Source organism: Vibrio coralliilyticus, assembly GCF_024449095.1.
GTDB classification, from domain to species: Bacteria; Pseudomonadota; Gammaproteobacteria; order Enterobacterales; family Vibrionaceae; genus Vibrio; species Vibrio coralliilyticus_A.
Window position 1 is genome coordinate 191850 of sequence record NZ_CP024628.1, and the last position, 25604, is coordinate 217453.

At 47.2% G+C, this 25604-nt stretch carries 23 protein-coding genes; 22 read left to right on the plus strand and 1 reads right to left on the minus strand.

Features of this window, described 5'->3' with window-relative positions; genetic code table 11:
• The first annotated feature begins 54 nt into the window (after positions 1 to 54).
• The 20 genes from CTT30_RS16475 to CTT30_RS16570 are packed head-to-tail and all read left to right on the plus strand — an operon-like array spanning position 55 to position 21614.
• Positions 55 to 4920, plus strand: a complete 4866-nt coding sequence (locus CTT30_RS16475; protein WP_252037573.1) for an Lcl C-terminal domain-containing protein — start codon at positions 55 to 57, stop codon at positions 4918 to 4920.
• A 57-nt stretch (positions 4921 to 4977) separates the two neighbouring features.
• Positions 4978 to 5160, plus strand: a complete 183-nt coding sequence (locus CTT30_RS16480; protein ID WP_006961609.1) for a Flp family type IVb pilin — start codon at positions 4978 to 4980, stop codon at positions 5158 to 5160.
• Positions 5161 to 5184: 24 nt separating this feature from the next.
• Positions 5185 to 6024, plus strand: coding sequence for a Flp pilus assembly protein CpaB (cpaB, locus tag CTT30_RS16485; protein ID WP_252037154.1), 840 nt, complete (start codon positions 5185 to 5187; stop codon positions 6022 to 6024).
• A gap of 18 nt (positions 6025 to 6042) precedes the next feature.
• Positions 6043 to 7452: a type II and III secretion system protein family protein gene (locus CTT30_RS16490; RefSeq protein ID WP_252037155.1), complete on the plus strand. Its 1410-nt coding sequence runs from the start codon at positions 6043 to 6045 to the stop codon at positions 7450 to 7452.
• Positions 7453 to 7459: 7 nt separating this feature from the next.
• The gene (locus CTT30_RS16495; RefSeq protein ID WP_252037156.1) at positions 7460 to 8086 is read left to right on the plus strand and encodes a CpaD family pilus assembly lipoprotein; all 627 of its coding nucleotides are present in this window, start codon (positions 7460 to 7462) and stop codon (positions 8084 to 8086) included.
• A gap of 2 nt (positions 8087 to 8088) precedes the next feature.
• Positions 8089 to 9252, plus strand: a complete 1164-nt coding sequence (locus tag CTT30_RS16500; RefSeq protein ID WP_252037157.1) for a CpaE/TadZ family protein — start codon at positions 8089 to 8091, stop codon at positions 9250 to 9252.
• Positions 9252 to 10589, plus strand: coding sequence for a TadA family conjugal transfer-associated ATPase (locus CTT30_RS16505; RefSeq protein WP_252037158.1), 1338 nt, complete (start codon positions 9252 to 9254; stop codon positions 10587 to 10589). Before CTT30_RS16500 ends, CTT30_RS16505 begins: the two co-directional genes overlap by 1 nt.
• Positions 10586 to 11491, plus strand: a complete 906-nt coding sequence (locus tag CTT30_RS16510) for a type II secretion system F family protein (protein ID WP_239863602.1) — start codon at positions 10586 to 10588, stop codon at positions 11489 to 11491. The genes CTT30_RS16505 and CTT30_RS16510 overlap by 4 nt, the downstream gene beginning before the upstream one ends.
• The gene (locus tag CTT30_RS16515; RefSeq protein WP_252037159.1) at positions 11488 to 12342 is read left to right on the plus strand and encodes a type II secretion system F family protein; all 855 of its coding nucleotides are present in this window, start codon (positions 11488 to 11490) and stop codon (positions 12340 to 12342) included. Before CTT30_RS16510 ends, CTT30_RS16515 begins: the two co-directional genes overlap by 4 nt.
• The gene (locus tag CTT30_RS16520) at positions 12339 to 13073 is read left to right on the plus strand and encodes a tetratricopeptide repeat protein (protein ID WP_252037160.1); all 735 of its coding nucleotides are present in this window, start codon (positions 12339 to 12341) and stop codon (positions 13071 to 13073) included. The genes CTT30_RS16515 and CTT30_RS16520 overlap by 4 nt, the downstream gene beginning before the upstream one ends.
• Positions 13067 to 13501: a TadE/TadG family type IV pilus assembly protein gene (locus tag CTT30_RS16525; protein WP_043009857.1), complete on the plus strand. Its 435-nt coding sequence runs from the start codon at positions 13067 to 13069 to the stop codon at positions 13499 to 13501. The genes CTT30_RS16520 and CTT30_RS16525 overlap by 7 nt, the downstream gene beginning before the upstream one ends.
• On the plus strand, positions 13491 to 14060 hold the full coding sequence (gene tadF, locus CTT30_RS16530; protein WP_252037161.1) for a tight adherence pilus pseudopilin TadF: 570 nt from the start codon (positions 13491 to 13493) through the stop codon (positions 14058 to 14060). Before CTT30_RS16525 ends, tadF begins: the two co-directional genes overlap by 11 nt.
• Entirely contained in the window at positions 14053 to 15246 is a 1194-nt protein-coding gene (locus CTT30_RS16535) for a vWA domain-containing protein (protein WP_252037162.1), read from the plus strand. The genes tadF and CTT30_RS16535 overlap by 8 nt, the downstream gene beginning before the upstream one ends.
• 24 nt (positions 15247 to 15270) lie before the next feature.
• The gene (locus CTT30_RS16540; protein WP_006961597.1) at positions 15271 to 15735 is read left to right on the plus strand and encodes a TlpA family protein disulfide reductase; all 465 of its coding nucleotides are present in this window, start codon (positions 15271 to 15273) and stop codon (positions 15733 to 15735) included.
• The gene (locus CTT30_RS16545; protein ID WP_099607987.1) at positions 15732 to 16196 is read left to right on the plus strand and encodes a DUF4266 domain-containing protein; all 465 of its coding nucleotides are present in this window, start codon (positions 15732 to 15734) and stop codon (positions 16194 to 16196) included. Before CTT30_RS16540 ends, CTT30_RS16545 begins: the two co-directional genes overlap by 4 nt.
• A 19-nt stretch (positions 16197 to 16215) precedes the next feature.
• Positions 16216 to 17439 (plus strand): DUF3570 domain-containing protein, encoded by a 1224-nt coding sequence (locus tag CTT30_RS16550; RefSeq protein ID WP_252037163.1) that lies wholly within the window; start codon positions 16216 to 16218, stop codon positions 17437 to 17439.
• A complete protein-coding gene (locus CTT30_RS16555) occupies positions 17429 to 18310 on the plus strand; it encodes an FAD:protein FMN transferase (protein WP_252037164.1) in 882 nt (293 codons plus the stop codon). The genes CTT30_RS16550 and CTT30_RS16555 overlap by 11 nt, the downstream gene beginning before the upstream one ends.
• Complete coding sequence (locus CTT30_RS16560; RefSeq protein WP_252037575.1) at positions 18310 to 20049, plus strand: protein-disulfide reductase DsbD; 1740 nt, start codon at positions 18310 to 18312, stop codon at positions 20047 to 20049. Before CTT30_RS16555 ends, CTT30_RS16560 begins: the two co-directional genes overlap by 1 nt.
• 19 nt (positions 20050 to 20068) lie before the next feature.
• The gene (locus CTT30_RS16565) at positions 20069 to 20200 is read left to right on the plus strand and encodes a hypothetical protein (protein ID WP_255906777.1); all 132 of its coding nucleotides are present in this window, start codon (positions 20069 to 20071) and stop codon (positions 20198 to 20200) included.
• A complete protein-coding gene (locus CTT30_RS16570; RefSeq protein WP_252037165.1) occupies positions 20178 to 21614 on the plus strand; it encodes a coniferyl aldehyde dehydrogenase in 1437 nt (478 codons plus the stop codon). Before CTT30_RS16565 ends, CTT30_RS16570 begins: the two co-directional genes overlap by 23 nt.
• Before the next feature lie 114 nt (positions 21615 to 21728).
• Here the strand turns inward: CTT30_RS16570 and CTT30_RS16575 are convergent, their stop codons facing one another.
• A complete protein-coding gene (locus CTT30_RS16575; protein ID WP_252037166.1) occupies positions 21729 to 23372 on the minus strand; it encodes a methyl-accepting chemotaxis protein in 1644 nt (547 codons plus the stop codon).
• 372 nt (positions 23373 to 23744) lie between these two features.
• On the opposite strand from CTT30_RS16575, the gene CTT30_RS16580 reads away from it, so the two are divergent.
• Both CTT30_RS16580 and pstC read left to right on the plus strand, forming a co-directional pair.
• Positions 23745 to 24566, plus strand: a complete 822-nt coding sequence (locus CTT30_RS16580) for a phosphate ABC transporter substrate-binding protein (protein ID WP_239863612.1) — start codon at positions 23745 to 23747, stop codon at positions 24564 to 24566.
• Positions 24567 to 24660: 94 nt separating this feature from the next.
• Positions 24661 to 25593 (plus strand): phosphate ABC transporter permease subunit PstC, encoded by a 933-nt coding sequence (gene pstC, locus CTT30_RS16585; RefSeq protein ID WP_239835924.1) that lies wholly within the window; start codon positions 24661 to 24663, stop codon positions 25591 to 25593.
• Positions 25594 to 25604 lie beyond the last annotated feature (11 nt).

A 25604-nucleotide genomic window follows, 5' to 3' on the forward strand; every position in this document is an offset into this window, starting at 1 on the left:
CGCCGCCGAAATTTAAATTAGACCTACAAATTTAAGGAGTATCCAGCGGTGAAAATGCTGACCAAAAAGCTCAGTGTCGGTGCGATTTCTGTGGCGCTTTTCGGCTGTGGCGGAGGAAATGAATCTGACCCAAAACTGACTTCAAATGAGACGCCTGCAACAGGCAACTCTGGCTCAGTATTATCTGGTGTGGTACTCGATGGTTATCTTTACAAAGCGAATGTTTGTCTGGATAAAAACAACAATGCGGTCTGTGATAGTGGAGATGGTACAACGGTTCAGACGGACAAGTCGGGTCAGTACACATTGCCTTTTGAAGGCAACGTCGAAAATTACAAGTTGCTGGTAGAAGCCATTGCCAATGTGACGGTTGACATGGATAACCCCAATCAAGCTGTCACTAAAGGTTTCACTCTGGAAACGCTGTCATCACAACCTCACATTATTAGCCCGATGACATCAATGATTGCTAGCTTATCCTCCAGCTCTGGAGTGGCATTTGATGAGTCTGCTGAAAGCCTTGCTAGCGAGCTAAGTGTTTCTGCCGATGTGCTTAAGTCTGATTATATCTCAGGCGACTCTCAGGCAAGCCGAGATATACACATGCTGGCGCGTGGGATTACTCGTGTACTTCAGTCCGCACAGGAAAGCTCTATCAATGATGGTGTGAGTCAGGAAGCGGCAAGAAAAGGATCGATTCAAAGACTCGCAAATTTAGATGTTGCTCAATTAAAGATGCGTACCGATCAATTATCTCATGGCGCGAGCAATACGGAAGACGCGTTAGCTCAGATCGGTTCTGATTACTATGAGCATCTTAAAATTAAGCCAGAAGACTTAGATGGCGACAAAATCCTAACCAGACCGAGAGCACCACGCGGCGGGGTCGTCAATGACGCTGCTGACACGTTTGATTGGCAATTTGTTCCGGGTTTCACAGAGGTTAACGCTTACGAATTCTCGTTAGATAGAGGCCAAAGCTGGCAACCAGCAACGTCAAAGCCCATTAATGTTGGTGCTGCGGCAAGAAGTGTTGGTGATGTTCAGGTACGTATCATGGCAAAGCCAGCGAGATCTTTGGCATCGGGTATGGCGCTTTTATCGACTCAAGCGTTCACTGCGACGCTTGTACCTGCAGCGCCGACATCTTTGACACTCAATGACGCTGACAATAGCTTTGACTGGAAACACTCGGCAGATTTTCAACTTATCTCTCACTATGAGTACACACTGGATGGTGGCAAAAATTGGCACGATGTAGTGAGCAAACCACAAAACATCGCTGATATTGCGATTCCAGTCGGAGACTTGAAGCTCAGAGTTAAAGCTGACCCAAATTCAGGCCGTCCTGCTGGACTGGTGGTGAAATCAGAGACCGCGATGACGGTCACTCCTGATGCACCTGTCGCTCCGGTTTTAATCTCTGCGAATGATGATTCAGATATCCTTGCTTGGGAAAACGTGTCTGGTTTTGATAACGCGGCTGATTATGAAATCAATCTCGGCAGCGGATGGCAAGATGCGTCAGCGAACCCTTACCAAATTGGCAATGTAAACATTCCAGCCAACACCATTCAACTGAGAGTGAAAGCGAATCCGATTAATGGCCGTCCGGCTGGTAAAAGTCTGGTGGTGAGCAGCGCGTTTAACAAAGTGTTGAACAAGCCTGTTGCACCGACGCTTCCAGTCATCAACGATGCTGACAACCTTCTGAACTGGACGAACGTTGACGGTTATCCGAACGCGGAGCAATACGAATACTCACTTGATAGTGGAATCAGCTATAGCCCAGTAACATCAAAGCCTCAGGCTATTCCTGATGAAGCATTAAAAGTGGGACAAGTCTGTGTACGTATCAAAGCATCAGACGATGATGCTGTCGGTGAAAACTTGTGTTCAGACAAGGTATTCACTGTCACTCCAAGTACGCCAAGTGCGCCAACGAATGGGCTGGTTAATGATGCGTTAAATACCTTCAATTGGGATTGGGTCGATGGTTTTAATTCGGATAGTGATTATGAATATCGCGTCGACGGTGCAGCTTGGGCAACCGTACAGAGCAAACCTCTTCAACTTGAAGACAAAGTTTATGCCGTTGGTAGTTTAGAGATCCGTGTTAAGTATGATCCCGTCACAGGACGCCTTGCTAGTCCTGTTTTGTCAAACACCAAGGCTCTGACAAAGCAACCGGATGCGCCAGCAGCGCCAACAGGTGTGGTAGTGGATGACGCCGCTGATACCTTGGACTGGACCTTTGTCACTGGATTTACCTCATTGTCCGACTATGAATGGTCAATGAATCAGGGAACTGATTGGGCTCCAGTGCTAGAAAAACCTGTAGCAGTGGGAGATGTCGCCAAAAGTATCGGTCAGGTTCAAGTACGCGTTCGTGCTAATGGTGAAAACGGCATGCCAGCGGGCGCACAAGCCAGTAATGATACTGTATTCACAGAGCTGCCAAAATTACCAGCACTGACAGGTGGAAACATCGTTATAGGTAGTGACCGAGCTAACACCAAACACCCCAACTTAATCTCTTGGAACTTCCTCTCGACCACCATTGCGGATAAAGCCGTCACCTTTGATAAGCCTGAGTATTATGAATTTACGGTCGACCAAGGTGCTAGCTGGAAACCTGTTACATCGGTTCCTCAGTTTATCGGTACACAAGCTTATGCGAAGAGTAACGTCGGTCTGCGTGTTAAAAAGAGCGTATTCCCAGGTTTGGAACACCCGGCGAGTGAGATTCTTTGGGCATCCAGTTTGGAAGGTAAGTTTGTTGCGATTCAGTATCTTCCGATGGTGTCAATGCTGCAAGTACCAAGTTATGCGGATTACAATGGCTGGGTAGGTAGCAATGTTAAATGTATTGCTGAATATGATACTGAAGGTAAAGGTACACCTATCTTCTGGTCAACTGCTGTTTCTATCTCGACTTCAGATGAAGTAATGAGCGTGATATCTGAACTAAACAACTGCGGTATCAGTCAATGGACTTTGCCTACAGCTGAGGAAGTTGCATTACTGTCGAAGAGAAACAGTGATTCTTTGCCTTCAACAGTGCGAGGCAACATGATCAGTGATGCTTCTTCGTCCATTTGGGCCAACAAGTCCGGCGTACCCGTGACCTATGCAAAAGGTATAGAAAAAGAGCCTGGCATGCTTCTCAACTATGCTTATGCGAAATGGGAAACCATATCTAGCGATAGGTTGCTCGCCGACTCAATCATTCAGTTAGCTAGTGCAGAAAAGCTATTATCTGACCAAAATACCTTAACGACAGAGTCTGAGAATTTTTTATCTAACTGGTTTACTGCACTCAAGAATCAAACCAAAACGTCTCGAATATTACTTACTGACGCTTCAGATCAACTGGAGACTGTGAACAAGGCCATCATGCCATCCAGTTCTCAATTAGTGCAATTTGAATCAGTGTTAAAAGATTTTAAACAACAGTCCAACTTCCTGCGCTACAACACTGACACGGCGAGCATTAGTTTCCTGGTCAACGTAAAAAGCCTTGAGACTAAGCTTTCTACCATTCGTGAAAACATAAATGCTTTAGTCGTAACAAAAGAGCTTCTGCAAGCCGCAAAACAAATAGCGAAAATACATACACTAGATAGTGAGCTTGTTTCTGAAAAAGATCGTTTATTGGCAGCAAGTCTAGGCAGTGATATTCATTCTTCGTCATTGGCATTGAGCGATTTAGTCGCTCAAACGGAAAGTGAAATCCAATCACTTGCGATTTTGAAGCAACTATTAGATACGAATTTAGCGGCTCTTCCGGATCGCTTTAAGACACTTGGTTTGTTAATTACCCCTCTTACGGAGGAAGTTGCACACGCTTCTTCACTTCAGGATATTTCGGCTCTGAAAGTCACAATTGTAGACGGATTAAATCGAGCGCATGACGCTGGGTATGTTGTCAGTCAGGGTGAAGCGACCGTATTGGGACGGTTTGCCAAGTTGGACTCACTTGGTCGTTTCTTGCCGGCAAGTGCGACATACGCTCAGGGCTGGCGTTGTGTATTGGATGTGAGTTCTGGTGATAAGAAGAGAACATGGACTCTACTCCAAGATGGTCAAATGGGTGGTGTCGACCACGTCTCTTTCAATGCAGCAGGCGCTGACATAAAAACCTTGCTAGGTGCTGGTGGTTACTTAGAAGCGAGAAACGACCGTTCTTTTTGCGGATTCAGTGACTGGCAAGTACCGAGTTTACCTCAGTTAAAAGGATTAGCGACAGCTACCATGCTAGATGGTAAAGAGGCGACTTTAGATCTGGTTGCTTTTCCCCATCATCCTAAGAATCAAGACCAGAAAACGGCCACATTTTACTACTGGTCAGGTGCTGAAGACAGTGCTGACAAGCAGATGGCTTATCACTATTCCAGTCAAGCGAGCATAGGTAAGACGGAGAGCTTCTCACACAGCCATTACTCTGACCAAGATGTCACGTTAGCGCGTTTAGTTCGTGAAACGGTTCAACAGGTTAACTGGACCTATCTCGCGCACAATGGCGATGTGGTTCAAAGTAGAGAACAAGCATCGTGTGCAAGAAATGAATCTACCGGAGCCGTTTGGCAGATATTTCAAGACGACAACTCCAGTTCCCGCACTGTTAACTATCGAGAGGTAAATGAAGCACTTGCTGCACACCGCTCGTCTCATGTGTGCGGGTTGAACAACTGGAGGCTTCCATCGCAAGAGGAGTTACTGGGTTTACTACCAGTCGATGCACAGTTGTTCAAATACAATGCGGTGAATAACTTTGGCACAACCAGAAGATATCTGACCAACAGGATAACGGATAAGCAGTATGACTTTATTGATACTGGAACGGGTGAACATGGCGCTGTCAGAAGATCAAGCGTCCTAGACCAAAGCCTTTACCTATACCGATTTATCTCAAAATAATAATAACTTTCAGCCCTTTTATTGGGGCTGAACCTTCTCTTTTTCAGGAGTCTATTCATGTTAAATAAAAATAAGCAACGTGGCGCAGCTGCGATTGAATACGCGATTTTGGCAGCGGCAATGTCTGTTGTTCTTCTTTCATTTGTTGGGGGTAGTGATGGCAAGTTAACCAAAGCCATTGTGGGTGCCTACGAGACAGTGATCGAATCACTGGAGCAAACTCAGGATTCTGGTAACTAAACCGACAAGGCTGAAGGAATAATCATGACGGCTAAGCGATTGATGATGTTGTCTATCTTATTGTCTAGTGTAGGCATAGGGTTGCTGCTGCTTGGGCAAGATAACTCAGAACATCAGACGAAAGAGCAACCTGAACAAGTGTTCCAGCGAGTGCTGGTTTCGGGTCAGGATATCGGTGTCGGCGATGTCTACACGCCCAATATGTTTCGTTGGCAATCTCTGAGTGAGGAGCAGCTTTCTGATTACGTCGACTACGTGACGGAAGATGAGATCACTTCCATTAACCTAGCGAGTGGTATTGCACATATTGCAATTAAACAAGGGCAAGTTATCGCTGTTGCTGACTTGATACCACCACAGGGTGGGGCTTCATTGGCCTTGAAAGTCAGAGCTGGGTATAGAGCAGTATCGGTGCCTGTTGATCAGGTGACTGCCAATTCTGGCTTTGTTCAACCGGGTGATAAAGTCGATATTTTGCTGCTGGGTTCTAAGGTCAGCGAGTTGAAGAAGTACGATAATGTGGTTGAAGGCCTTTACGTCAGCACTATTGCAACCAACGTTCGTATTCTTGCTTTCAATAATCTCTCATCATCTGAAGGGTTCCAGGAAAAGCGTCATGACTACGGGGCGAAAATACCGGATAACAGCTCTGTATCACTTGAAGTGACGCCAGAGCAGGCAACACAAATTGTGCTTGCTAACCAGTTAGGCCGCTTGACTCTTTCATTGCGTGGTTCGGGTGAAACAGACTTTTCATTACCGCAAAGCCATACCATCACAACGACTCAGCTGAATCCGGAAAGCAAATTGATTGCTCCGGACGTAGACCTGATTCAGTTACGACCAAACAGCGACAAAAACTAACAACTTCAGGACGAAACAATGAACACATTACTGCGCTGGTGGAGCTTGTTGCTGCTTCCCGGTTGGCTTTTTGCGCTTCCAACATGGGCAAATGCCCTCGAAGTAAACATAAATGAAGCAAAAATGATTCGCCTGTCAGAAAAGGCAAAGTCGATTTTTATTTCCAATACACACATCGCGGACTACCAACCTATGACCAATACCAAAATCATGGTGTTTGGTATGCAGGCTGGCACTGCCACGATCACTGTTCTTAATGAGCAGGAACGAGTGATTTACAGCAACAAAATTCGTGTAGTCCACGATACACAAGAGTTGGATGAACTAATCAAAGCTCAGTTCCCTGATGCTTCTGTGAATTCTGAGTCACTCGGTGGCAAGCTGTGGCTTAAAGGGTCTGTACCGACTCCGGCAATGGCGCACAGTATCGTTAATGTGGCGAAAGGGTATTTGTCTCCAATCGTCGCTCCGCAAGAGAGCAATAACAATGACTCTTCAAAAAGCAGTAATTCATCGGAGAGTAACTTTGAAAACCAGCAAAACTCGAATGGCGACGAGCTGATTAACCAGTTGGTCGTGACGATGCCAACGCAAGTTAACATCCGTATTCGAATTGCAGAAGTCTCACGCAATGTATCGAATAAACTCGGCATTAAGTGGGGCTCTCTGGTCACCAATGGCAGCACCGTTGAGAATACGGTCGGTAGCTTTCTTTACAATAAACCTTGGGATGTAAGCAGTTGGGGCAAACCTAACCTAAGTGCGCTGGTTGATGCGCTGGCTTCTACTGGTGATATGTCGATTCTGGCAGAGCCAAACCTGACCGCAATGTCTGGTGAAGAAGCCAATTTCCTAGTCGGTGGTGAAGTGCCAATTCCTCTGATTCAAGGAGACACTGCGACGGTTGAGTACAAGCCATTTGGTGTCAATCTAAACTTCAAACCTGTTGTGCTTGGCCCAGATAGAATCAGCTTAAAAGTTGAGCCTGAGGTGAGCAGTGTCTCTGTTGATAATCAAGCGGTTTTAAATGGCAATGTGCTGCCTTCCTTCACGTCACGTAGAGCGTCAACAACGATTGAACTGGCTAGCGGGCAGAGCTTTGCACTTGGCGGTTTGCTGCAAAGCAGCGAAATTGAGCAACTGCAAAAACTGCCGGGTATGGGGGATATTCCAATTCTAGGTGGCCTTTTCCGTTCTAACGAGTATCAACGCCGTGAAACAGAACTGATCATTATCGCGACCGCTTACCTTGTCGAGCCAACACGAAGCGATAACTTGCCGATTCCTACCGATGCTCTGATTCCACAAAGCGATCTGGAGAGACTGTTGGCGCTGCCTGACGAGGATTTCGTCGGAACCAGTGGCAAAGCAACTTACACCGACAACCGCAAGCCTCGTTTACTGGGCGACAACGGATTTTACTACTGAGGTGCGCATGAAATTACAATCGTTACTTTTGCCTGTTTTGCTCGTCCTGAGTGGCTGTGCTTCTGATCAAATAGCGCGTCAACCTGCCATTGATGTGGTCTCCGTAACCAATAAGCTTACTCTTGCGGTCGAAAAGAAATCGCTCACTCCGCAGCAGCAACAGGATATCCGATCCTTCATCGTTCAGCGTGGAAACCCCTATAGCCTAAGAGTGAAATTGGTGAGCTATTCGCCTAAAGGACAGTCTCAGGTTAAGCCTATTTCAAACCTGTTGCTCGGACAGGGGCTTGCAAAGCACCAGATTATGACGGAACGTGCGACCGGAACTCAATCTGGTGATGTGCAGGTCATCGTTGAGTCGTTTCGTGCCAAAGTGCCTGGGTGTGGTACCGATAAATCACAGCCGGTCATCTTCAACCAATATAAAACCCATCAGGCATACGGCTGCAGTAATGCTGCGGCCTTAGCGCAAATGGTCGCTAACCCGAAGGATTTGGTTGTGGGTGAAAAGCTCGGTCCAACGAATGGGGCAAAAGCCGTCGCGGCCATTGATGCTTATGTTGCTCCAGCAAGCACCAATGAAAATAGTCAGGATAACGGCTCGGTGATTTCGATTAATACGGGGGGCAACTAATAATGAAAAATCAGAACCTTTCAGTATTGGTGGCAAGTTCTCCGGTGCTGGACAGCTACCATCTAAGCCTTGCATTTGCAGAGCAAGGGATCACTCAGCTTACCCAGGTTTCTTTAGAGCGTGAGCAGATCATTAAGCAGGCATTGATCCATAACCACAGCGTTATTGCGCTAGATGTGATTGGTTTGTCAATCGAAGAGGCTCAAAGTCTTGTGAGTAACCTTGTTCATCGTACAGGCTGCAAGGTCATCGCAATTGGTGATGATGAGAAAATCACTTATTACCGCAGTTTGCTATCGGCCGGAGCCCTCGAATATCTGGTGAACCCTATTGCACCGGATGCGTTCGCGTCTTTCGATTTTGGTCACCATCACAATGGAAACCAAAATGGGAAACGTATCTCTGTGGTGGGTACTAAAGGTGGCGTTGGCACTTCCACTGTCGTTGCGAATCTCGCACGAATGATGAACAGTCGTGGCCAGTCGACGGCAGTGGCTGACCTTGATTTTGCCTCAGGGGATCTGGATTTACACTTCGATGTTCAAGGCAATACCGCTTTGGTTGAAATGTTGCAGTACCCAGAGCGCCTAGAGCCAGTAGTCTTTGAACGAAGTGGCATTGCGGTTCAGCCAGACTTAACCTTGTTCACGGGCTATTTACCTCTGGATACGGACCCGTTTTGGCCGGACAAAAACGCGTTAGAGCATTTCAGTAAATACTGCCTGGAGCACGCTGATAACCTTATCTTCGATATTCCCTCGTTCTCTCTGAGAGATCAGGTTGGTATGAGCGTGCTAAAAAGTGCAGATGTGCGCGTTATCGTCGTTGAACCAACTTTGTCGTCAATTCGCAATGCTGGGCAAATCTTTAGCTTCCTTTCTGCTGGGGCAGAAGCTGGCCTCGCTAAAGAAAACCTTTTAGTCGTCAATCACACAAAATCGAACAAAGCCTCCTTGATTGCATTGAATGACGTTCACCGTGCACTGGGTGTTGATATTGATGTTTCAGTGCCTTTTGCACCGAATCACTTCTTAGCTAAAGAGTCATTGGGGCAGTCTGCCATCAAAGGGAATCGCAAGGTCAGCCAAGCGTTTTCTGACCTAGCGGATAAAGTTGAAGGCACACAGCAATCACGCTCATTCAGATTCTGGAAGCGAGGGGCGTAATGTTTAAGTCGACAAGAGCGAAAGAGCCATTAGCGGTAAGTCACGCACACAGTGCCGTAGCAGCGCAATCGGATCCTATTCGTGAACATTATCACCTGATCCACTCTCAGGTGGTGAACGCGATTGAAGCCAGTGTTGTCATCAAGCTGAGTCCTCAGGAATTAGAAGCGAGGATTTTACTGCTGGTGACAGACGTGGTTTCGACTCATCAGCTACCGCTGGGCAATCGTGAAGTCGCGTTAGTGGTCAAACAGCTGGTAGATGAGCTATTAGGTTTGGGGCCGCTGCAACCCTTGATCGATGATCCCATGGTAAGTGACATCATGGTGAATGGCCCCAATGAGGTTTACATCGAGAAGTTGGGTAAATTGCAAAAGACGTCGGTCGAGTTTCGCAGTGAAGAGCAGTTGCTCAACTTAGCCCGTCGAATCGTCAGCAAAGTAGGCCGTCGAATTGATGAAAGCTCTCCACTGGTTGATGCGCGTTTAGAAGATGGCAGCAGGGTCAATGTCATGATTCCTCCGCTTGCATTGGATGGCACGTGTATTTCAATTCGTAAATTCAATCAGGAAAAACTGTCTCTCAATCAGATGGCGCAAAATGGCGCCATGTCAGACAGTATGGTGCGCTTACTGGACATCATTGTTCGTTGTCGGTTGAACGTCTTGATTGCGGGTGGAACCGGTGCAGGTAAAACGACGCTGCTCAATGCGATGTCATTCAGTATTTCGCCTCATGAGCGGATTATCACCATTGAAGATGCCGCAGAGCTTCAGCTTCAACAGCCGCACGTGGTTCGGGCTGAAACCAGACCTGCAAACGCAGAAGGGCTCGCTGCTGTCAGTCAGCGAGAGCTGGTTAAGAACGCATTAAGGATGCGCCCTGATCGCATAATCCTTGGAGAGGTGCGTGGTGACGAAGCCTTTGAAATGATGCAGGCCATGAACACTGGCCACGAAGGTTCTTTGTCGACCTTACACGCGAACTCTTCGTTAGATGCATTGGTTCGAATTGAAAACATGCTGATGATGGCGCAATCCACCTTGCCATTGTTTGCATTGCGTCGACAAGTGGCTGATACGATTGATGTGGTGGTTCAGGTAGAGAGAATGCGTGATGGCAAGCGTCGTGTCGTCGCTATCACAGAGGTTATCGGCTTGGAAGGCGAGCAGTATGTCACCAACGACCTCTACCGCTTTGAGGTTCAGGGCGAAGATCATCAGGGTCAACTGCTGGGCAAGTACATGAGTGCCAGAAGCTTGCCTGCTTTTGCATCCAAAGCGCAATATTACCAACTTGATAGCCAATTACGTTCGGCCATGGAGCTCGACTTATGATCCTTGCTCTGGTCGTGATTTGGTGCCTGACCGTAGCGTTTTCCCTTCATTACTACAGCCAGCGTCGTAATGTAAAGCGACGCTTATCGAAGTACATCCCTGAGGCGGGTACGAGTCATTTGAGCTCGATTGTTAAATCGCGCCAGTCTGGCGGGAGAGTGCGCGAGTTCTTGTATCGTACTGACGCCTTGTTGCCACGTCAGGACAAACTACTGCTTGCTTTGTCAGCATTCGCTTTACCGCTTGGCACGATATTCTGGTTGCAAGCGCTGGCATGGTATTGGCAAACCGCTGTTGTTTTAGTGTGTTTTGGTGTCTTGTTCTGCACGCTGTTTGTTGTGCGTCGTAAAAAGCAAATTGAAGAGTTTGATACCAATATCGTTCAGGTGTTGGGGCTTGTTAGTCGTGCGGTGTCCGCCGGACTTTCTGTTCCTCAAGCCATCGAGCAAGTGGCGAACTCTCAAACAGGGTTATTAGGGCGGGAATTTGCGCTTATTACAGACAATTTGGCGTTAGGTATTTCACTGCGTCAAACACTTGATGAAGCCTGTACTCGCCTTCCTTACCGTACTTTTCGTTATTTTTCTGTCGCTCTGATTCTTAATCAGAGTAACGGTGGCCAGTTGAGGGAAATCCTCCACAATCTGAGCCGCACCATGCATGACAATCGAGCCATGCTCAAGAAGGTAAAAAGTATGACCGCGGAACCGAGAATGACGGCAAAATTTCTTTCATTGCTGCCTTTGTTACTGGTGGCCGTTGTTGCATGGATCGATGTGTCATTGTTCGAGTTACTGGTCTACACCGAAAGCGGTCAGTCGATTTTGATTTATTGTGCAGCCAGTATTGCTTTTGGCGGCTTCACGCTCCATTCGCTGACTAAAAATAGGAAGTTCTCATGATATCTATGATTGCGACCTTGCTGATTGTGGTGGGCGTCATTAGCTCCGTGGTTTGCTTTCAGCTTGCACGTCAGCAGGACGTCATCCATCGCCGCTTGAAACAGGTCAGTATTTCGACACTGCACACTCGCTCACTAGGCGAAAAATGGCGATGGAAGTCGAACCCTGCTCGTCAAAAACAATTGGCATTAATTGGCTTTAGCCAAAATCATGCAGAAACCCAGTTTGTGTTGATTCGCTTTGTCTTGATGCTTTGCGGCGCTGGCTTGTGGCATTTTAGCCGCTCTTTAGGTTGGTCAGCGGTGGATATTGCTCAGGATATAGCGGTGGCAATCGCATGCGGTATTGCGGTTGATCGACTGCTCGAATGGCGTGTTAACCAGGTTCGTCAGGAAATCTCCAAAGTGGCACCCGATGCACTCGATCTTATGGTGGTCTGCGTCGCTTCTGGGCTGACACTGGAAAATACTTTTCGTGTTGTCGGTGAAGAAATGACGTCAGTTTCTCCGGCTTTAGCCCGAGAATGGGCACTGACCGCAACGGAAATGTCAGTGTTGGATTCTCCGCAGCAAGCTTTGCTGAATCTGGATCAGAGATTGGAATTGCCAGATATCAACAACATGGTTGTGACCATGTCTCAAGCGCTTCAGTTTGGTACGCCTCTCTCGCAGGCATTGAGCCTGATTGCGTCTGATAGTCGTCAATACCAGTTGCTCGCTCTCGAAGAATGGGTAGGAAAAATTCCAGCCAAAATGTCTTTCCCACTTGTGGTGTTCATCATGCTTCCAGTCGTGGTCATGATTGTCGCCCCTGTTGTTCTCAGTCTGTTTAATACCTTGGACACACTATGATTAAACCATTCATTTCTGCCTGTTTTTGTCTATTGGTTCTTGGTTGCCAGTCTACGGACAATCAGGTTGAGCAATCCGATTTTCAACTAGCTGAAACCGCACTGACAAACGGTCATGCGGATAATGCGCTTAACATCTATAAGCAGAAACTGGAGATGACTCCAGATGATCCCCAGCTTTTGTTTCTGGCGGGCAGTGCCAGTAATCAAGCCGCTCGTTACGATGAAGCGCTGCATTATCTCAAAAAGGGCAGTGCACTTAAGCCCTCCCCACAGTTTGATCGTGAATTAGGTCGCGCGCACTTAGCATTAGGAAATGTTCGTTTAGCGACGGAATCACTGCGCAGAGCGGTGGAAGGAAACGAGAAAGACGAAGTGGCGCTAAACAGTCTTGGTGTGAGTTACTCACTGCAAAAAAACTATACGGATGCTCGTGATGCATTTCAGCAGGCGATTAACATTAGGCCGGACAGTTTAGAGTACCGAAACAACCTCGCGTTGAGCTGGATGCTAGATGGTCAGCCAGGTCAAAGTATTCGGATTCTTTACCCAATTTACCAACGCGGAGAAGCGACAACTAAGCTGCGGCTTAATCTAGCATTATCTTATGCGTTGCAAGGTGAGGTCGATGCTGCACGAACGATCGCGATGGGCGATCTGACCAAAGCGGAGTTAGAGAACAACTTAGCGTATTACCAGCATCTTGCTGAGCTGGGAGCTAGCGCATGGTGATGAAGCGTCATTCTGGGAGCCAGACGATAGAGTTTGCAATGGTAATTGTTCCCCTGATGATTGTGCTACTGGCGGCATTTGAATTTGCTCGCCTGATGTGGGTCACCATGATCTTTGAATCTGCCGTCAATGCTGCGGTTAGGGATGTAAGAACACTGCCACCTTCCACGACTTTGGACAGTCAAATCCGCGATCGCATCGCCTCGTTTCCATTGCTCGATCTAGAGAAGATCGACATTGACCCTCCACGTTATAGCGATAGCGTTCAGTCTTTAGCATTGGGGAGAACGACCACGTCTCTAACTGCGGTGATGGCCGAGTACCACATTCGATATCGCTTTACCTTTTTATTGGTGCCAGCCCTGTCTGAAACGTTTCCTTCAGTGGCGTCTTTAAGCCGAACCGTATTGGTGAGTCATGATGCGTAGTGTGTCAAAGCAAAATGGCGCAACCGTGATCGAGTTTCCGTTTGTTGTGCTCGGAATTCTAACCATCGTTTTGGGGCTGTTCGCAGTGTACAAGCTGCTCTACCTTCAAAGTCGTGTCGATAGTACGGCGTATTCGATGGCGAGTGCTGCTGCTAGAGCGTTAGTGCCACAAGGTAGCGCCAAAGCCTATGACGATGCGAGCGCTAATCAACTGTTGAGTGTTGCACAGCGTTCTTTACCCTCAGGCTTTGAAGCAGAACGTATCGGACTGGTGCTTGAAATTCGAACTGTGACTGCTGGACTCACAGAGCTCGTCACCCAAAAAGCAGGCAGTGACTGCGAGGTAGAACAAACGATAGATGCTCTTTCTACACTCGCCCCAGTCAGCCGAAGTTCGATCGCCTCGTTAAGTGGTAAAACTGCGAGCCTGTATCAGGTAACGCTATGTGTCTCCGAGCCGTTGGAGTCGGATAGTGCCATTTTCAATTGGCTGCCGTTACCGCTTCCAACATCCATGCGCAGCCAAGCTGCCATGATAGGGAGGCGCTACAGTGCTTAAGCAACACACAGGCTCCGTCTCCTTATCCTTCTTAGCTCTGCTGATTCCTTTGGTGGTGCTGTCTGCTGCGACCATCATGATTGGTTTTCAGATACAACTGAGCAGCCGTGCGATGCAAGCCGTAGACGCGGCTTCCTTGGCGTGTGCATTTGCCGACTACTCCGATCCTAGCGTTAATCAGGTTTATTTGGAGTATTACCAGCCCAACGTAAAACTGGTGAAAAGCGAGATATACAGTGCTTCAGGCTGCGAGCTGAACATGGGGTATCAACTGACAGGGCTATTCTCATCATTGAAATTTGCACAGGCCTCGTATTCAGCACAATCAGGTTCCGTGGAGCAAGCGCACGTCAATCAGTCGGCCAGTGTGACACCAACGGAAATGACTCTAGTGTTGGACATTTCCAGCTCCATGACAGGGTCAATCGACACATTAAAGAGCATCCTTACCCGAGCAATAGAGCGCATTGAACAAGACAATGTACAAATCGATGGAAGGCGAGCAATTAGCATCTCTATCGTGCCTTTTTCTGATGGGGTATCTGCCCGCAATGCCGATTGGTTAGATGACAAAGGCGTCTTTTGTATCGATGGGCTGACCAAAGAATCTGGCGGCTCTGTATTGGTGAATGAAACCGTTCAAAACCTAGACCGAATCCATTCCGAGAAGGCGGTTAATCATCGTGCACCGGACGAGTTTCTCGCAGATTGCAGTGCCTCTGCCACCCTTGTCCCGCTTACCGACAATATGAGCGAAGTGAAAACAGCAATTAATGCCCTGACGACGACAGGTGGCACTCGCTCGTATCAAGGGGTTATCTGGGGAGCTCGTCAACTGATTCCCAGATGGCGCCATGAATGGGGATACAACCCTTATTCGCTCTCACCTAAGCAAAAGCTGGTTCTGATGACTGACGGGGCTGACAGCGGTTATGTGTTGGATGATCTGATTGATGCTGGCCTTTGTGACCGTTTAGCCAATGAATTTGCTATTGAGCTCAATTTTATTGGTTTCAATGTCCAAGACAGCCGCCTAGCTCAGTTTCAGAGCTGCATCAACGCCGCAAATACAGACGGAATCAAGGGGCAGGTTTTCTCTGCAACCAACACCGAGAAACTCGATGAATACTTTTCAAAGATATTGGAAGTTCAGTATGACACCACGCTTAACTTCGGACAGAAATAAAACAACAAAATTATGGAGAAAATAATGATTAAACAATTGGTTGTGCTATTCGCCTTATGTGCTTCCTTCTCAGCATCTGCGTTTAAAGAAGGAGACACCATCACAGATTCAGCGTCAACGGGACTCAAGCTGGATCAAAGCCAGCTAACGATAGTGGATTTCTTTGCGGAGTGGTGTGTTTCATGTCGCCATGAACTGCCTTTGGTTAATCAGCTCTACCGTGAGCTGGAAGGGACAGGCGTGACGGTTGTCGGCGTGGATGTCGATGAAGAGGTCGAAGTTGGCCTTGAGTTTCAAAAATCGTTAGGTTTGACCTTTCCTGTCGTCAACGATCCAAAGCAACAGTTGATCGCCGAGTTCAAGCCGATTGGTATGCCAGCGCTCTATTACATCTATCAGGGCCAAGTACTCAAAGTTCGGTTTGGCGCCATCAACGATATCCGTAACGTTATTCTCACTGATCTGGCTGATATGGGAGTGCAGCTATGAAGCCAGTCGTTCTTGTATTTGCTCTCTGCTTTCCGGCGCTGAGCGTTGCTGCACCCAAAGTGGATTTAAGTCAGTTAGGGAAAAAAACTTCCCAAGCTACGGAAACATCTGTCAGTGGTTCCAGCATTGAAGAAGAGGTGATTTCTGGTCAGGTCTACACCAGTGGCAGTTCTGAAATCGGTGCTCGTCGCAACGTTGAATTAGTCAAACCTCAGGCTAAGGATTTAACGCTGAATAAGCCAAAAGCCGTCGCAAATGAAAAGTCAGCACTCGCTTTTGTCGACGAAGCATTGGGTATCGAACCCGTTAAGCCGTGGGAAAAAGGCACGCTGGCTAAGAAAGAGATGAAACCCGGAGGGCCGGTGCCTGAGTTCGACTTATTTTCGGAGAAAGTCTTCTCATACAAGCAAGGTTCAGTGGGTGGCAGTGGCGTCGGTGGCGGCGGCTGTGGTTGTAACTAAATACTAAAAATAAATCAGAATGAAAAAACTACCTTTAACGCTGCTGAGCGCAGCGGCAGTGGCGAATAGTGCGCTAGCAGAAGACCATATCTCTGTTCACTATCTAAATTACGAAGAGTACGACGATAAAGTGGAAGCAGGCGACAGCGTTGTTTCTATCGAAAAGAGTTTTGGTCTCGATTGGACCATCAATCTTGAATTGGGCTACGACACGGTTTCTGGTGCGTCACCGTCTTGGGGGCCAACTACGCCAATTGGCAGTGCAGCGGATGCGGTCAACCGTGCGACGAAAACTCAACAGGCTCAAAATATGACGGATCAGGTGATCCGTGCTGGCTACGATCCCCACAGCAGTGGCTACAAAATTCAGAAATATGAGCTGGAAGATACCCGTAAATCGATCAATGGCAGCGCGACTTACCGAGACGAGTTGCGTAACGAGTGGACTTTCGGCGCTAACTTTTCCAAAGAAGAGGATTACCGCAGTATTGGCTTAAATGGTAAAGGGCTAATTTACGCCGACGCACAGAAAAACCGCTCATACAGTTTAGGGTTTTCTACCCTGTTTGATGAAACGATGACGTTTGGCAAATATCAAACTTCGACCAATCCACAATCTTGGGAAGACATCTTTACAGGGAATGTTGAGGCTGGGCTTTCACAAACCTTCTCGCCAAATTACTACATGGTCTTCACCGGCTATGCGGGTTATCGTTCTGGCTATCTTAGCAATCACTATTTGACGGTGTTGCGTGAGGTGGATATTGATGGCGATGGTTCGATCGGTACTGACGAAGTCTTTCTTGGTCAGGACTCACGCCCGGATACTCGTTTGTCAGGTGGCGTGAATATTCAGGCGTTCTGGTCAATGTCCGAAAATCTAGTGGTTCGTCCTCGTTACAAATGGTTTCAGGATGACTGGGGAGTGGCCTCTCATCAGCTTGGAGGTAAACTTTCTTGGACGGTCAATAACTGGTTAACTTTAGCGCCGGGTTATTTTTGGTATACCCAAAGTTCAGCTGATTTCTACCGTGACCCTAATGGCAGCGATCCTACGTTTGCTTCATCGGGCTATGCGACCTCTGATTTACGTCTTGGTGATTTTACGGCCAATGCCTATGAATTAGGCGCAAGCTTTAAAGTACACAAGAAACTGCGCTTCAATCTGCTTGGTGCTTATTACGAGCAGTCCAATGGTTTTGAAGCGCAGTGGTGGGCAGTAGGGGCAACCTATGAGTTTTAATCCGCCGTTTGTTCACCGACTTCAGGCGATGACGGTTCCTTGTGAAGTTCAGTTGTATCACTCAGAGAAAGCCGCAGATATCGCGGCTTTGATTGAGTCTAATACTCTGAGATTAGAGCAGAAATTTAACTTTTATGATTCTCAATCTTGGCTCAATCAGCAAGTGAATCAACGTCAGTCATCATCTGTGGTTTTGGATGATGAAAGCTACGCTGTATTTGAAGTGTTGAAGCGTTTGGTTGACGGTACGAAAGGTGTTTTTGACCCAACGGTCGGTACTGTGAAGTCAATGATGGCCAGCACGCCTCAATTGGACAGAAATGCGGCTTATGAAGGTGCTAAAGCGTTTATGGGCGTTGATGCTTGGTCTCTATCAGATAAAACGCTCTCTATCCCTCACGCAGAGACTCAATTTGACTTGGGTGGAGTGATTAAAGAGTTTGCGGTCGATCAGGCGGTGATGATCGCAGAGACATTTGGTGTTTCTTCTGCGCTGGTGAATTTTGGTGGAGACATTCGAGCGCTTGGCACTAAGCCAGATGGTTCACCTTTCAATGTGGCGGTGCTTAATCCGAAGAATAAGCATGAGCCATTTTTTTCATTGCCACTGGCTGATGCCGCTTTGACGACATCCGCTCATTACGAGCGAAGCTTCCAATTTGGCGATGAGGAAAGCTCACACATATTGTCGCAACGTGGGACACATCCCCAAGTGCTCTCTGTCAGCGTCTTAGCTCCAACAACACTGGAAGCCGGCGCCCTCAGTACGGCATTGACATTAGAGCCGACTTTACCAGTCCCTGAACAAGTCGGCGTTGTATTTATCGATGATCAATTAGCTATTCATCAAGATACGGAGTTTGTAGCGTGATCAGAATTTTCATCCTGCCATTACTACTGTTTATCTCTGCCTTTACGTCTGCGCAGGAGCCTGACTTTTTGCCCGTCGAAGAGGCATTTCCTTATCAATGGTCGGTCAGTGAACAAGGTGTGCAGATCCATTTCGCGACTCAGCCTGAATATTATCTCTATAAAGGCCGATTTAAGTTTTCAGCAGATAGCGGCGTTGAATTGACTGACCCTCAATTTTCTTCACCGGGAAAACAGAAACAAGACAAGTACTTTGGCGAAGTCGTCGTTTTCGATAAGCCAGTAACTGTGCTGGTACCTTATGATGGCGAAGGTCAACTGAAGGTTCGTTATCAAGGCTGCTCAGAAAAAGGTCTGTGCTACTTACCTCAGACGATCAAACTCGACTTGCCCGCCAATACACTTAATGACAGCAGCTCCTCAATTTGGGATAAAGTTGGCGGTTTGGCGGAAGACACGGCGGGCCTGTCTGAGCTCTTAGGCAGTGCGTCCAAAACTCAGGCTCTCCTCATCTTTTTCCTACTTGGGTTAGGGCTGTCACTGACACCCTGTGTGTTGCCTATGGTGCCTATTTTGTCGAGCATCATTGGTGGTGACGCAAAAATGACAGGCCGGAAAGGTCTAGTTTTGTCGACGTCCTATGTATTGGGTATGGCTTCCAGTTATGCGCTAACGGGGATCTTAGTCACAACCCTGGCTAAAGGCGTTAACCTGCAAGCGGCGATGCAGCAGCCTTGGCTGCTATCGATATTTGCGGTGGTGTTTGTCTTGCTTGCTTTAGCGATGTTTGGCTTCTACGAGCTGCAATTGCCGGCATCTATTCAACAGAAACTAAATGCAAGCTCAGACAAACTGGGCGGCGGTAAAGTGGCGAGTGTGTTGGTGATGGGCGCTGTGTCGGCGTTGGTGGTGTCACCTTGTGTGAGTGCGCCATTGGCTGGGGCGTTACTCTATGTTTCCACCACGCAAGATTGGGTCTTGGGCGGCGTCACTCTGTTTGTGATGGCTCTGGGTATGGGTGTGCCACTGATTCTGATTGGTATGAGTGGCGGTAAATTGCTCCCCCAAAGCGGCCCTTGGATGATTGTTGTGAAACAACTGTTCGGTGTGTTGCTGCTGGCGGTCGCGATTGTGTTGTTGAGCCGTTTTATTCCAAGTTGGCTGACGATGCTCTTGTGGGCGGTACTTGCCATTGGAAGCGGTATTCATTTTGGCGCGCTGGATTCAGCGCAACCAGGTTGGGCGAGGACCCATAAACTGGCCGCATTTATGTCTTTGTTCTACGGATTGATCTTATTTGTCGGCATGTTGACAGGCTCAAACGATCCTCTTAAGCCACTTAATGTTGCGCAGGTTTCATCAGACAAACTATCCACAGTTTTACCATTTGAGAAAGTCAGCTCTGTTGAAGTCTTGGATCAACAATTAGTACTCGCGAAGCAGCAAGGTAAACCGGTACTGATTGACCTTTATGCCGACTGGTGTGTCTCGTGTAAGGTCATTGAGAAAGAAGTGTTTGGTCATGAATCTGTACAAAAGCAGTTTGCTGACTGGAATACGATTAAGTTTGATGTCACAGAGAGTACCCCTGAGCAGATGGCGTGGCTGGCAGAGCGCAATGTGTTTGGTCCACCGGCGGTATTTTTCTTTGATACCAAAGGAGCGGAAATTGCTCAGCAGAGAATTGTTGGGGCCACAGGGCTTGAGCATTTTCAATCTGTGATGACCCAATTGCAGTAATTAACAGAAGGCGGCATTTATGTCGCCTTTATCTTATGCACGTTATGGGCGTGCAAGCCAAGACATTGCTGTCGAATCTGGCTACTATACTTATGGGCAAAGAATAACCAATCAGGCAATGATGGCACATGGAAGGCGTCGTAGATCTTAATCGTTGGCAAAAAGAACACATCAGAACGCAGCAAGAGTTACTTCATCTCTATGCTGAAGTCCGGGCTTTTTATTTAAGTGAGCCATTTTCTGGCTACAACGTTCGGATAAAACGGCTAAAGATCCTCAAGCAAGCTTTACTTGAACACAAGGAAGAGTTGGTTGAGGCTCTGCAAAAGGACTATGGTGCGCGTAGCCGTTTCGACAGCATGATTTGCGACATTCTACCCGCGGTCTCTCACATCAATTACACCATCAAGCATCTAAAAAAATGGATGAAACCAAGTCGACGTAAAGCGGGCTTATTGCTGTCTCCCTCTTCAATCACAGTCGAGTATCAACCACTCGGTGTGGTCGGAGTTATTGTCCCTTGGAATTTTCCAATCGTGCTGAGCATTGCACCTATCGTGACGGCGATTGCGGCGGGAAACCGAGTCATGGTTAAGTTGAGTGAGCATACCCATCATACCAATCAGGTACTCAGCCAGATCTTGTCTCGCTTAGACCGACACATTTACCCCATTGAGGGTGAAGCGGATATCGCCAGCTATTTTTCTCAACTCCCCTTTGATCACCTTATCTTTACGGGGTCGACGCCAGTCGGGAAGCTCGTCGCTCAGGCGGCGGCGAAAAACCTTACCCCTGTGACGTTGGAGCTCGGTGGTAAGTCGCCTGTCGTGATTGATAATGACATTGATCTTCGAGCAGCGGTTGATGCCGTGTTACTTGGCAAGTCAGTCAATGCCGGGCAAATTTGTGTTGCACCAGACTATGTTCTGCTGCCTCAAGGAAAAGAGCTGCTATTCATCAACCTGTATCTGAAACGTTATAAGGCGCTGTATATAGATGGCGATAAAGCACCAACGGTAACCCACATCATCAATGAACGGCAGTATGACCGTCTTCACGCGATGTTAGAGGACGCAAAAGACCATGGTGCCTGCATTTACACCATAGAGGATGTGACGTTGGATGAGCGTCAGATGCTGCCGCATTTGATTACAGGGGTTACAGAAAACATGCAGGTGATGCAGGAAGAGATATTCGGTCCACTGCTACCCGTGATTGGCTATCGCCATCTGAATGAGGCGCTCAATTACATTAACGTTAAACCAAGACCGCTGGCTTTGTATCTGATGTCGACAGATCGCCTCCTTCAGCGGCAAATTATCGAGCAGACCCACAGCGGCGGTGTTGCGATTAACGATACTCTGTTACATGTGGCGGCGGAAGATGCACCGTTTGGCGGGATAGGGGAATCTGGTATTGGTCACTACCATGGCTTCGAAGGTTTTCAAACATTTTCTAAAGCGAAAACGGTTTTGCGTTCACCTGCTTGGTTGCCGAGAAGTCGCCTTCTGCTGCGTTTCAGGAAAGTGGCTGAGAAAGGCTTGAGTCGCTTATTTATCCGCTAGCCGCAGACCGAGTGCTTACACTACTTAATCTGAGTTGCTTAGGAGTTGGTAATGCCAGAGGCCAGATTTTTCTGGCCTCTGGATAATGTGACCACATGGTCGATATTGGCTTGTCTAGACTTTGAAAAAGCCCAGCTGCTGTTTTTGTTTTTCCGCTAGAGTAGACAATTCATGACTTGCGGCAGCTGCTTGGGTAATTCCAGTCACGTTCTGGCTCACCAGTTCATAGATATTACTGAGGTTGCTGTTGACGTCGGAAGTTACTTGTCCTTGCTCCTCAGAGGCGACTGCAACTTGCGCATTAATGCTGGTCAATTCTGAAATGGAAGTGCTGATGTGGCCAAGCGCTTCGCTTACCTTTGCGGCTTGAAGCTGGTTATGGCTAATCATCTCTAGACTAGAGTTCATGCTATCATTAGCGACACCTGATTGGCGTTGTAACTCTTCAATGATCACTTGGATCTCTTTTGTCGACTCCTGAGTTCTAGCTGCAAGCATTCTCACTTCATCGGCGACAACCGCGAATCCACGGCCGCTTTCTCCCGCTCGTGCCGCTTCAATGGCCGCGTTAAGCGCCAGTAGGTTGGTTTGTTCTGAAATGCTCTCAATCACTTCGATCACTTTACCAATTTGTTCTGACTGCTCTTTCAGAGAATTGACCACGCCAGCCGCCTGGGACAACTGATGCGCCATTTTCTCACTGGCTCGCGTATTTTGTTCGAATGTTTCTAAACTTTCTCGAGCGAGCTTATCTGCGTTAATAGATGCAGAGTCCGCGTTGTTGGCATTTTGGGTTACTTCCGTGGCAGTACTTTCCATTTGGTTGATGGCGGATGCAACTTGCTCAACTTCATTTTTTTCCTGATCTGAGTTGGCGCTTGATTGTGTCATGACTGCGGCAAGTTCAGTAGAAGCTGAGGCGACGTCCACACTGATTCTGACTAGGGAATCAACTGTGCTTTTCAACTGGCTTACAGTGCTGTTGAAATCACGAGATAGAGCGGTGACTTCATTGTTCCCTTCTTCTTTTACCGAGACTAACAGGTTGCCTTGTGCGAGCTCTTTCATCGCGAGTTGCAGTTTCTTAATCGGTGTCACTATGATGCCAGCGAGCATCCAGCTAATCGTGAGTGCTGCCGCTAATATCAACAAGAGTCCAACAATACTGCTGTTCATTACTTTCGAGTGGGTGCTGTCGTTTGCCTGCACTTCATCAAGAGCCAGTGTATTTAACTTCTTCGAAAGTCTATCGATTGCCTCAACCATTTGGTTGCCTGCGGTTCGGTAGTCACTTGCCGCACGATCATACTTGGTTTGAAAATTAGAAGGGGGAAGGTCGTTACTGTGACGAATATTAAGCAATGGGACCATGACGTTAATTGAGTAGTTCACATAATGATCAATGGCGTGGTTCATGTCCGTGATTTCTTGCTCGAGACCTTTGACAGTGGCGAGTGAATGCAGAAGTTGGCGGTTTTCTTGCTGTTTGTTCCGCAAATGTGTTGCTAGCTGTTTAACATCTTCAGCACGAAACAGGCTATAGATGGCTTTAATTCGCATACCATAGGTGTTATCAATGATCTGAGAGAGCGAGTCTTTATGATTAATGACATTCTCTGTTGAGACGGTAACGTGATGAAAAGCATTTTTAAGATTGGTTGTACTGTAAATAATCCCGACTACGAGTAGTAGTAAAGTGAATATGACAGGAACCACTACTTGGAGCTTAATGGAAAGCCCGCTGAGTAATTGGCGCATCGATTGTCCTCTTCTATATTGTGATGAATTGTCTGTTATTGTTTTTATAATTAAGAGGAATGATTCTAAGTTTTCCTAGGTATAATTCAATCCAGAAAATGATAATTTTATAAAATAACCACTAAAAGTGGCTTAATTATTTTCCTTTTAAGTCATAGTGTTATTGTTCTAGTTTGTTATCTGTTCGTTTGGTTTTCACAGTTTGTTACATCGCTGTTGGACTTATCAGTAAAACGTCATCAAAAATTCCTAGCAAATCTCACCTGTCATATAGGCTTCAACGAAGTGAAACACAATTGTCATAATTGAGTCCTAAAGTGAGCACCGTTCAAGTGAAATATAACGGCAATGTTGCCAACTAAGGAAATTGTGATGAAAAAGACAGTTATCGGTGCAATCGCACTTCTAGGCGCAATGGCAGTGACTTCAGTTTCTGCTAAAGAAACTATCTCTGCAGTGGGCTCTAGCAGCGTAACTCCACTGATGGAAGTTTTCTCTGAAACATACATGAAGACTAACTCGAACGTATTTATCGAAGTTCAGGGTCCTGGTTCTTCTGCTGGTGTAAAAGCAGCGAAAAACGGTTCTGCTGACTTAGGTATGTCTTCTCGTAACTTGAAAGATTCTGAAAAAGAACCTGCTCTTAAAGAGCTAACGGTTGCACTAGACGGTATCGCTGTTGTTGTTAACCCTAAGAACGACCTTAAAGCACTGACTGCAGAGCAAGTAACTGCAATCTACAAAGGTGAAATCACAAACTGGAAAGAAGTTGGTGGTGCAGATAAGCCAATCGTTGCGATCACTCGCGATACTGCTTCTGGTACTCGTGGTGCATTTGAAGACATCATGAAGCTGAAGCAAAAAATCTCTGGCAAGAAAGTATCGGCTATCTCTCAACGTGCACAAGTGGCAAACGGTAACGGTGCTCTGAAAACTATGGTTGCGTCTAACCCATACGCAATTGGTTATATTTCTCTAGGTACAGTAGATAACTCTGTAAACGCTCTACCAATTGATGGCGTTGAAGCAAACGTAGACAACGTGAAGAACGGTTCTTACAAAGTTGCTCGTCCATTCCTTGTTCTATACAAAGAAGGTAAGCCTTCTGCAGAAACTCAGAAGTTCCTAGACTGGATGGTTTCTGATGAAGCACAAGGTCTAGTTGACAGCAACGGCTACATCTCAGTTAACTAATATCTAGTAAAACTCCTTAATTGCTCAGCCCACTTTGGGCTGAGCCTTTTCTTGACTTCAAACGAACCAAGTTCGTGAGAACGGTAAGAATTTTATGACCATCGCAACAAATAGTGACGAGCTTATGAATACTGAAGCGACTCAAGTTTCTAAGCCTAGCCTACGCGCGAGCAAGCGTGTTGACTGGAAAGAGCGTATTTTCCATGGCTTATTCCTTACCAGTGCAGTTATTGGCATTGTGTCTCTGGCGGTCATCGCCTATTTCATCGTTAAAGAATCTATCCCTGCGTTTCAAGAAGCGGGTGTTTCTGGCATCGTATTAGGCCAAGACTGGCTACCTCCTGCACTTTACGGTGTTGCAACCATGATTGTTGCTTCCATCGTATCGACATTTGGTGCGGTTATCGTTGGGGTACCAGTGGGTGTTTTAACGGCGATTTTCATTGCTGAAATCGCACCTAAGCGCCTCGCAGACATCATCCGTCCTGCCGTTGAATTGCTAGCAGGTATACCTTCGGTTGTATACGGCTTCTTTGGATTAGTTATCATTGTTCCCCTGATTCAGGATATTTTCGCAGTCCCAGCAGGTAATACAATTCTGGCCGGTATTATTGTTTTGGGTGTGATGATTCTGCCTACCGTGATCACGGTATCAGAAACCTCGATTCGCGCTGTGCCTCGAACGTACAAAGAAGGTTCACTGGCTTTGGGCGCATCAAAGATTTTCACTATCTTTAAGCTGCTGGTTCCGGCAGCACGCTCGGGCATCATGACCGGTGTGATTCTGGGTATTGGTCGCGCTCTAGGAGAAACCATGGCGATCATCATGGTGATGGGTAACGCCCCTGCAATGCCTCAGGGCATCCTAGATTCAGCCCGTACGCTAACTGCGAACATTGCTATTGAAATGTCTTACGCAAGCGGCGTGCATGCTAATGCTCTCTACGCTACAGGTGTTGTTCTGCTGGTGTTTATCATGATGCTTAACGCAGCCCTGCTTTATCTCAACCGCGAAAAAGCGAAGTAAAGTGGTTTAAA

What these genes read in the sequence shown, in the direction of transcription:
- CTT30_RS16555 (WP_252037164.1), top strand. Translation starts at nt 17,429, where the DNA reads ATGAGTTTTAATCCGCCGTTTGTTCACCGACTTCAGGCGATGACGGTT.
- CTT30_RS16515 (WP_252037159.1), top strand. Translation starts at nt 11,488, where the DNA reads ATGATATCTATGATTGCGACCTTGCTGATTGTGGTGGGCGTCATTAGC.
- CTT30_RS16525 (WP_043009857.1), top strand. Translation starts at nt 13,067, where the DNA reads ATGGTGATGAAGCGTCATTCTGGGAGCCAGACGATAGAGTTTGCAATG.
- CTT30_RS16510 (WP_239863602.1), top strand. Translation starts at nt 10,586, where the DNA reads ATGATCCTTGCTCTGGTCGTGATTTGGTGCCTGACCGTAGCGTTTTCC.
- CTT30_RS16545 (WP_099607987.1), top strand. Translation starts at nt 15,732, where the DNA reads ATGAAGCCAGTCGTTCTTGTATTTGCTCTCTGCTTTCCGGCGCTGAGC.
- CTT30_RS16565 (WP_255906777.1), top strand. Translation starts at nt 20,069, where the DNA reads ATGTCGCCTTTATCTTATGCACGTTATGGGCGTGCAAGCCAAGACATT.
- CTT30_RS16505 (WP_252037158.1), top strand. Translation starts at nt 9,252, where the DNA reads ATGTTTAAGTCGACAAGAGCGAAAGAGCCATTAGCGGTAAGTCACGCA.
- CTT30_RS16490 (WP_252037155.1), top strand. Translation starts at nt 6,043, where the DNA reads ATGAACACATTACTGCGCTGGTGGAGCTTGTTGCTGCTTCCCGGTTGG.
- CTT30_RS16480 (WP_006961609.1), top strand. Translation starts at nt 4,978, where the DNA reads ATGTTAAATAAAAATAAGCAACGTGGCGCAGCTGCGATTGAATACGCG.
- tadF (WP_252037161.1), top strand. Translation starts at nt 13,491, where the DNA reads ATGATGCGTAGTGTGTCAAAGCAAAATGGCGCAACCGTGATCGAGTTT.
- CTT30_RS16575 (WP_252037166.1), bottom strand. Translation starts at nt 23,372, where the DNA reads ATGCGCCAATTACTCAGCGGGCTTTCCATTAAGCTCCAAGTAGTGGTT.
- CTT30_RS16540 (WP_006961597.1), top strand. Translation starts at nt 15,271, where the DNA reads ATGATTAAACAATTGGTTGTGCTATTCGCCTTATGTGCTTCCTTCTCA.
- cpaB (WP_252037154.1), top strand. Translation starts at nt 5,185, where the DNA reads ATGACGGCTAAGCGATTGATGATGTTGTCTATCTTATTGTCTAGTGTA.
- pstC (WP_239835924.1), top strand. Translation starts at nt 24,661, where the DNA reads ATGACCATCGCAACAAATAGTGACGAGCTTATGAATACTGAAGCGACT.
- CTT30_RS16520 (WP_252037160.1), top strand. Translation starts at nt 12,339, where the DNA reads ATGATTAAACCATTCATTTCTGCCTGTTTTTGTCTATTGGTTCTTGGT.
- CTT30_RS16570 (WP_252037165.1), top strand. Translation starts at nt 20,178, where the DNA reads ATGGAAGGCGTCGTAGATCTTAATCGTTGGCAAAAAGAACACATCAGA.
- CTT30_RS16500 (WP_252037157.1), top strand. Translation starts at nt 8,089, where the DNA reads ATGAAAAATCAGAACCTTTCAGTATTGGTGGCAAGTTCTCCGGTGCTG.
- CTT30_RS16495 (WP_252037156.1), top strand. Translation starts at nt 7,460, where the DNA reads ATGAAATTACAATCGTTACTTTTGCCTGTTTTGCTCGTCCTGAGTGGC.
- CTT30_RS16580 (WP_239863612.1), top strand. Translation starts at nt 23,745, where the DNA reads ATGAAAAAGACAGTTATCGGTGCAATCGCACTTCTAGGCGCAATGGCA.
- CTT30_RS16550 (WP_252037163.1), top strand. Translation starts at nt 16,216, where the DNA reads ATGAAAAAACTACCTTTAACGCTGCTGAGCGCAGCGGCAGTGGCGAAT.
- CTT30_RS16475 (WP_252037573.1), top strand. Translation starts at nt 55, where the DNA reads ATGCTGACCAAAAAGCTCAGTGTCGGTGCGATTTCTGTGGCGCTTTTC.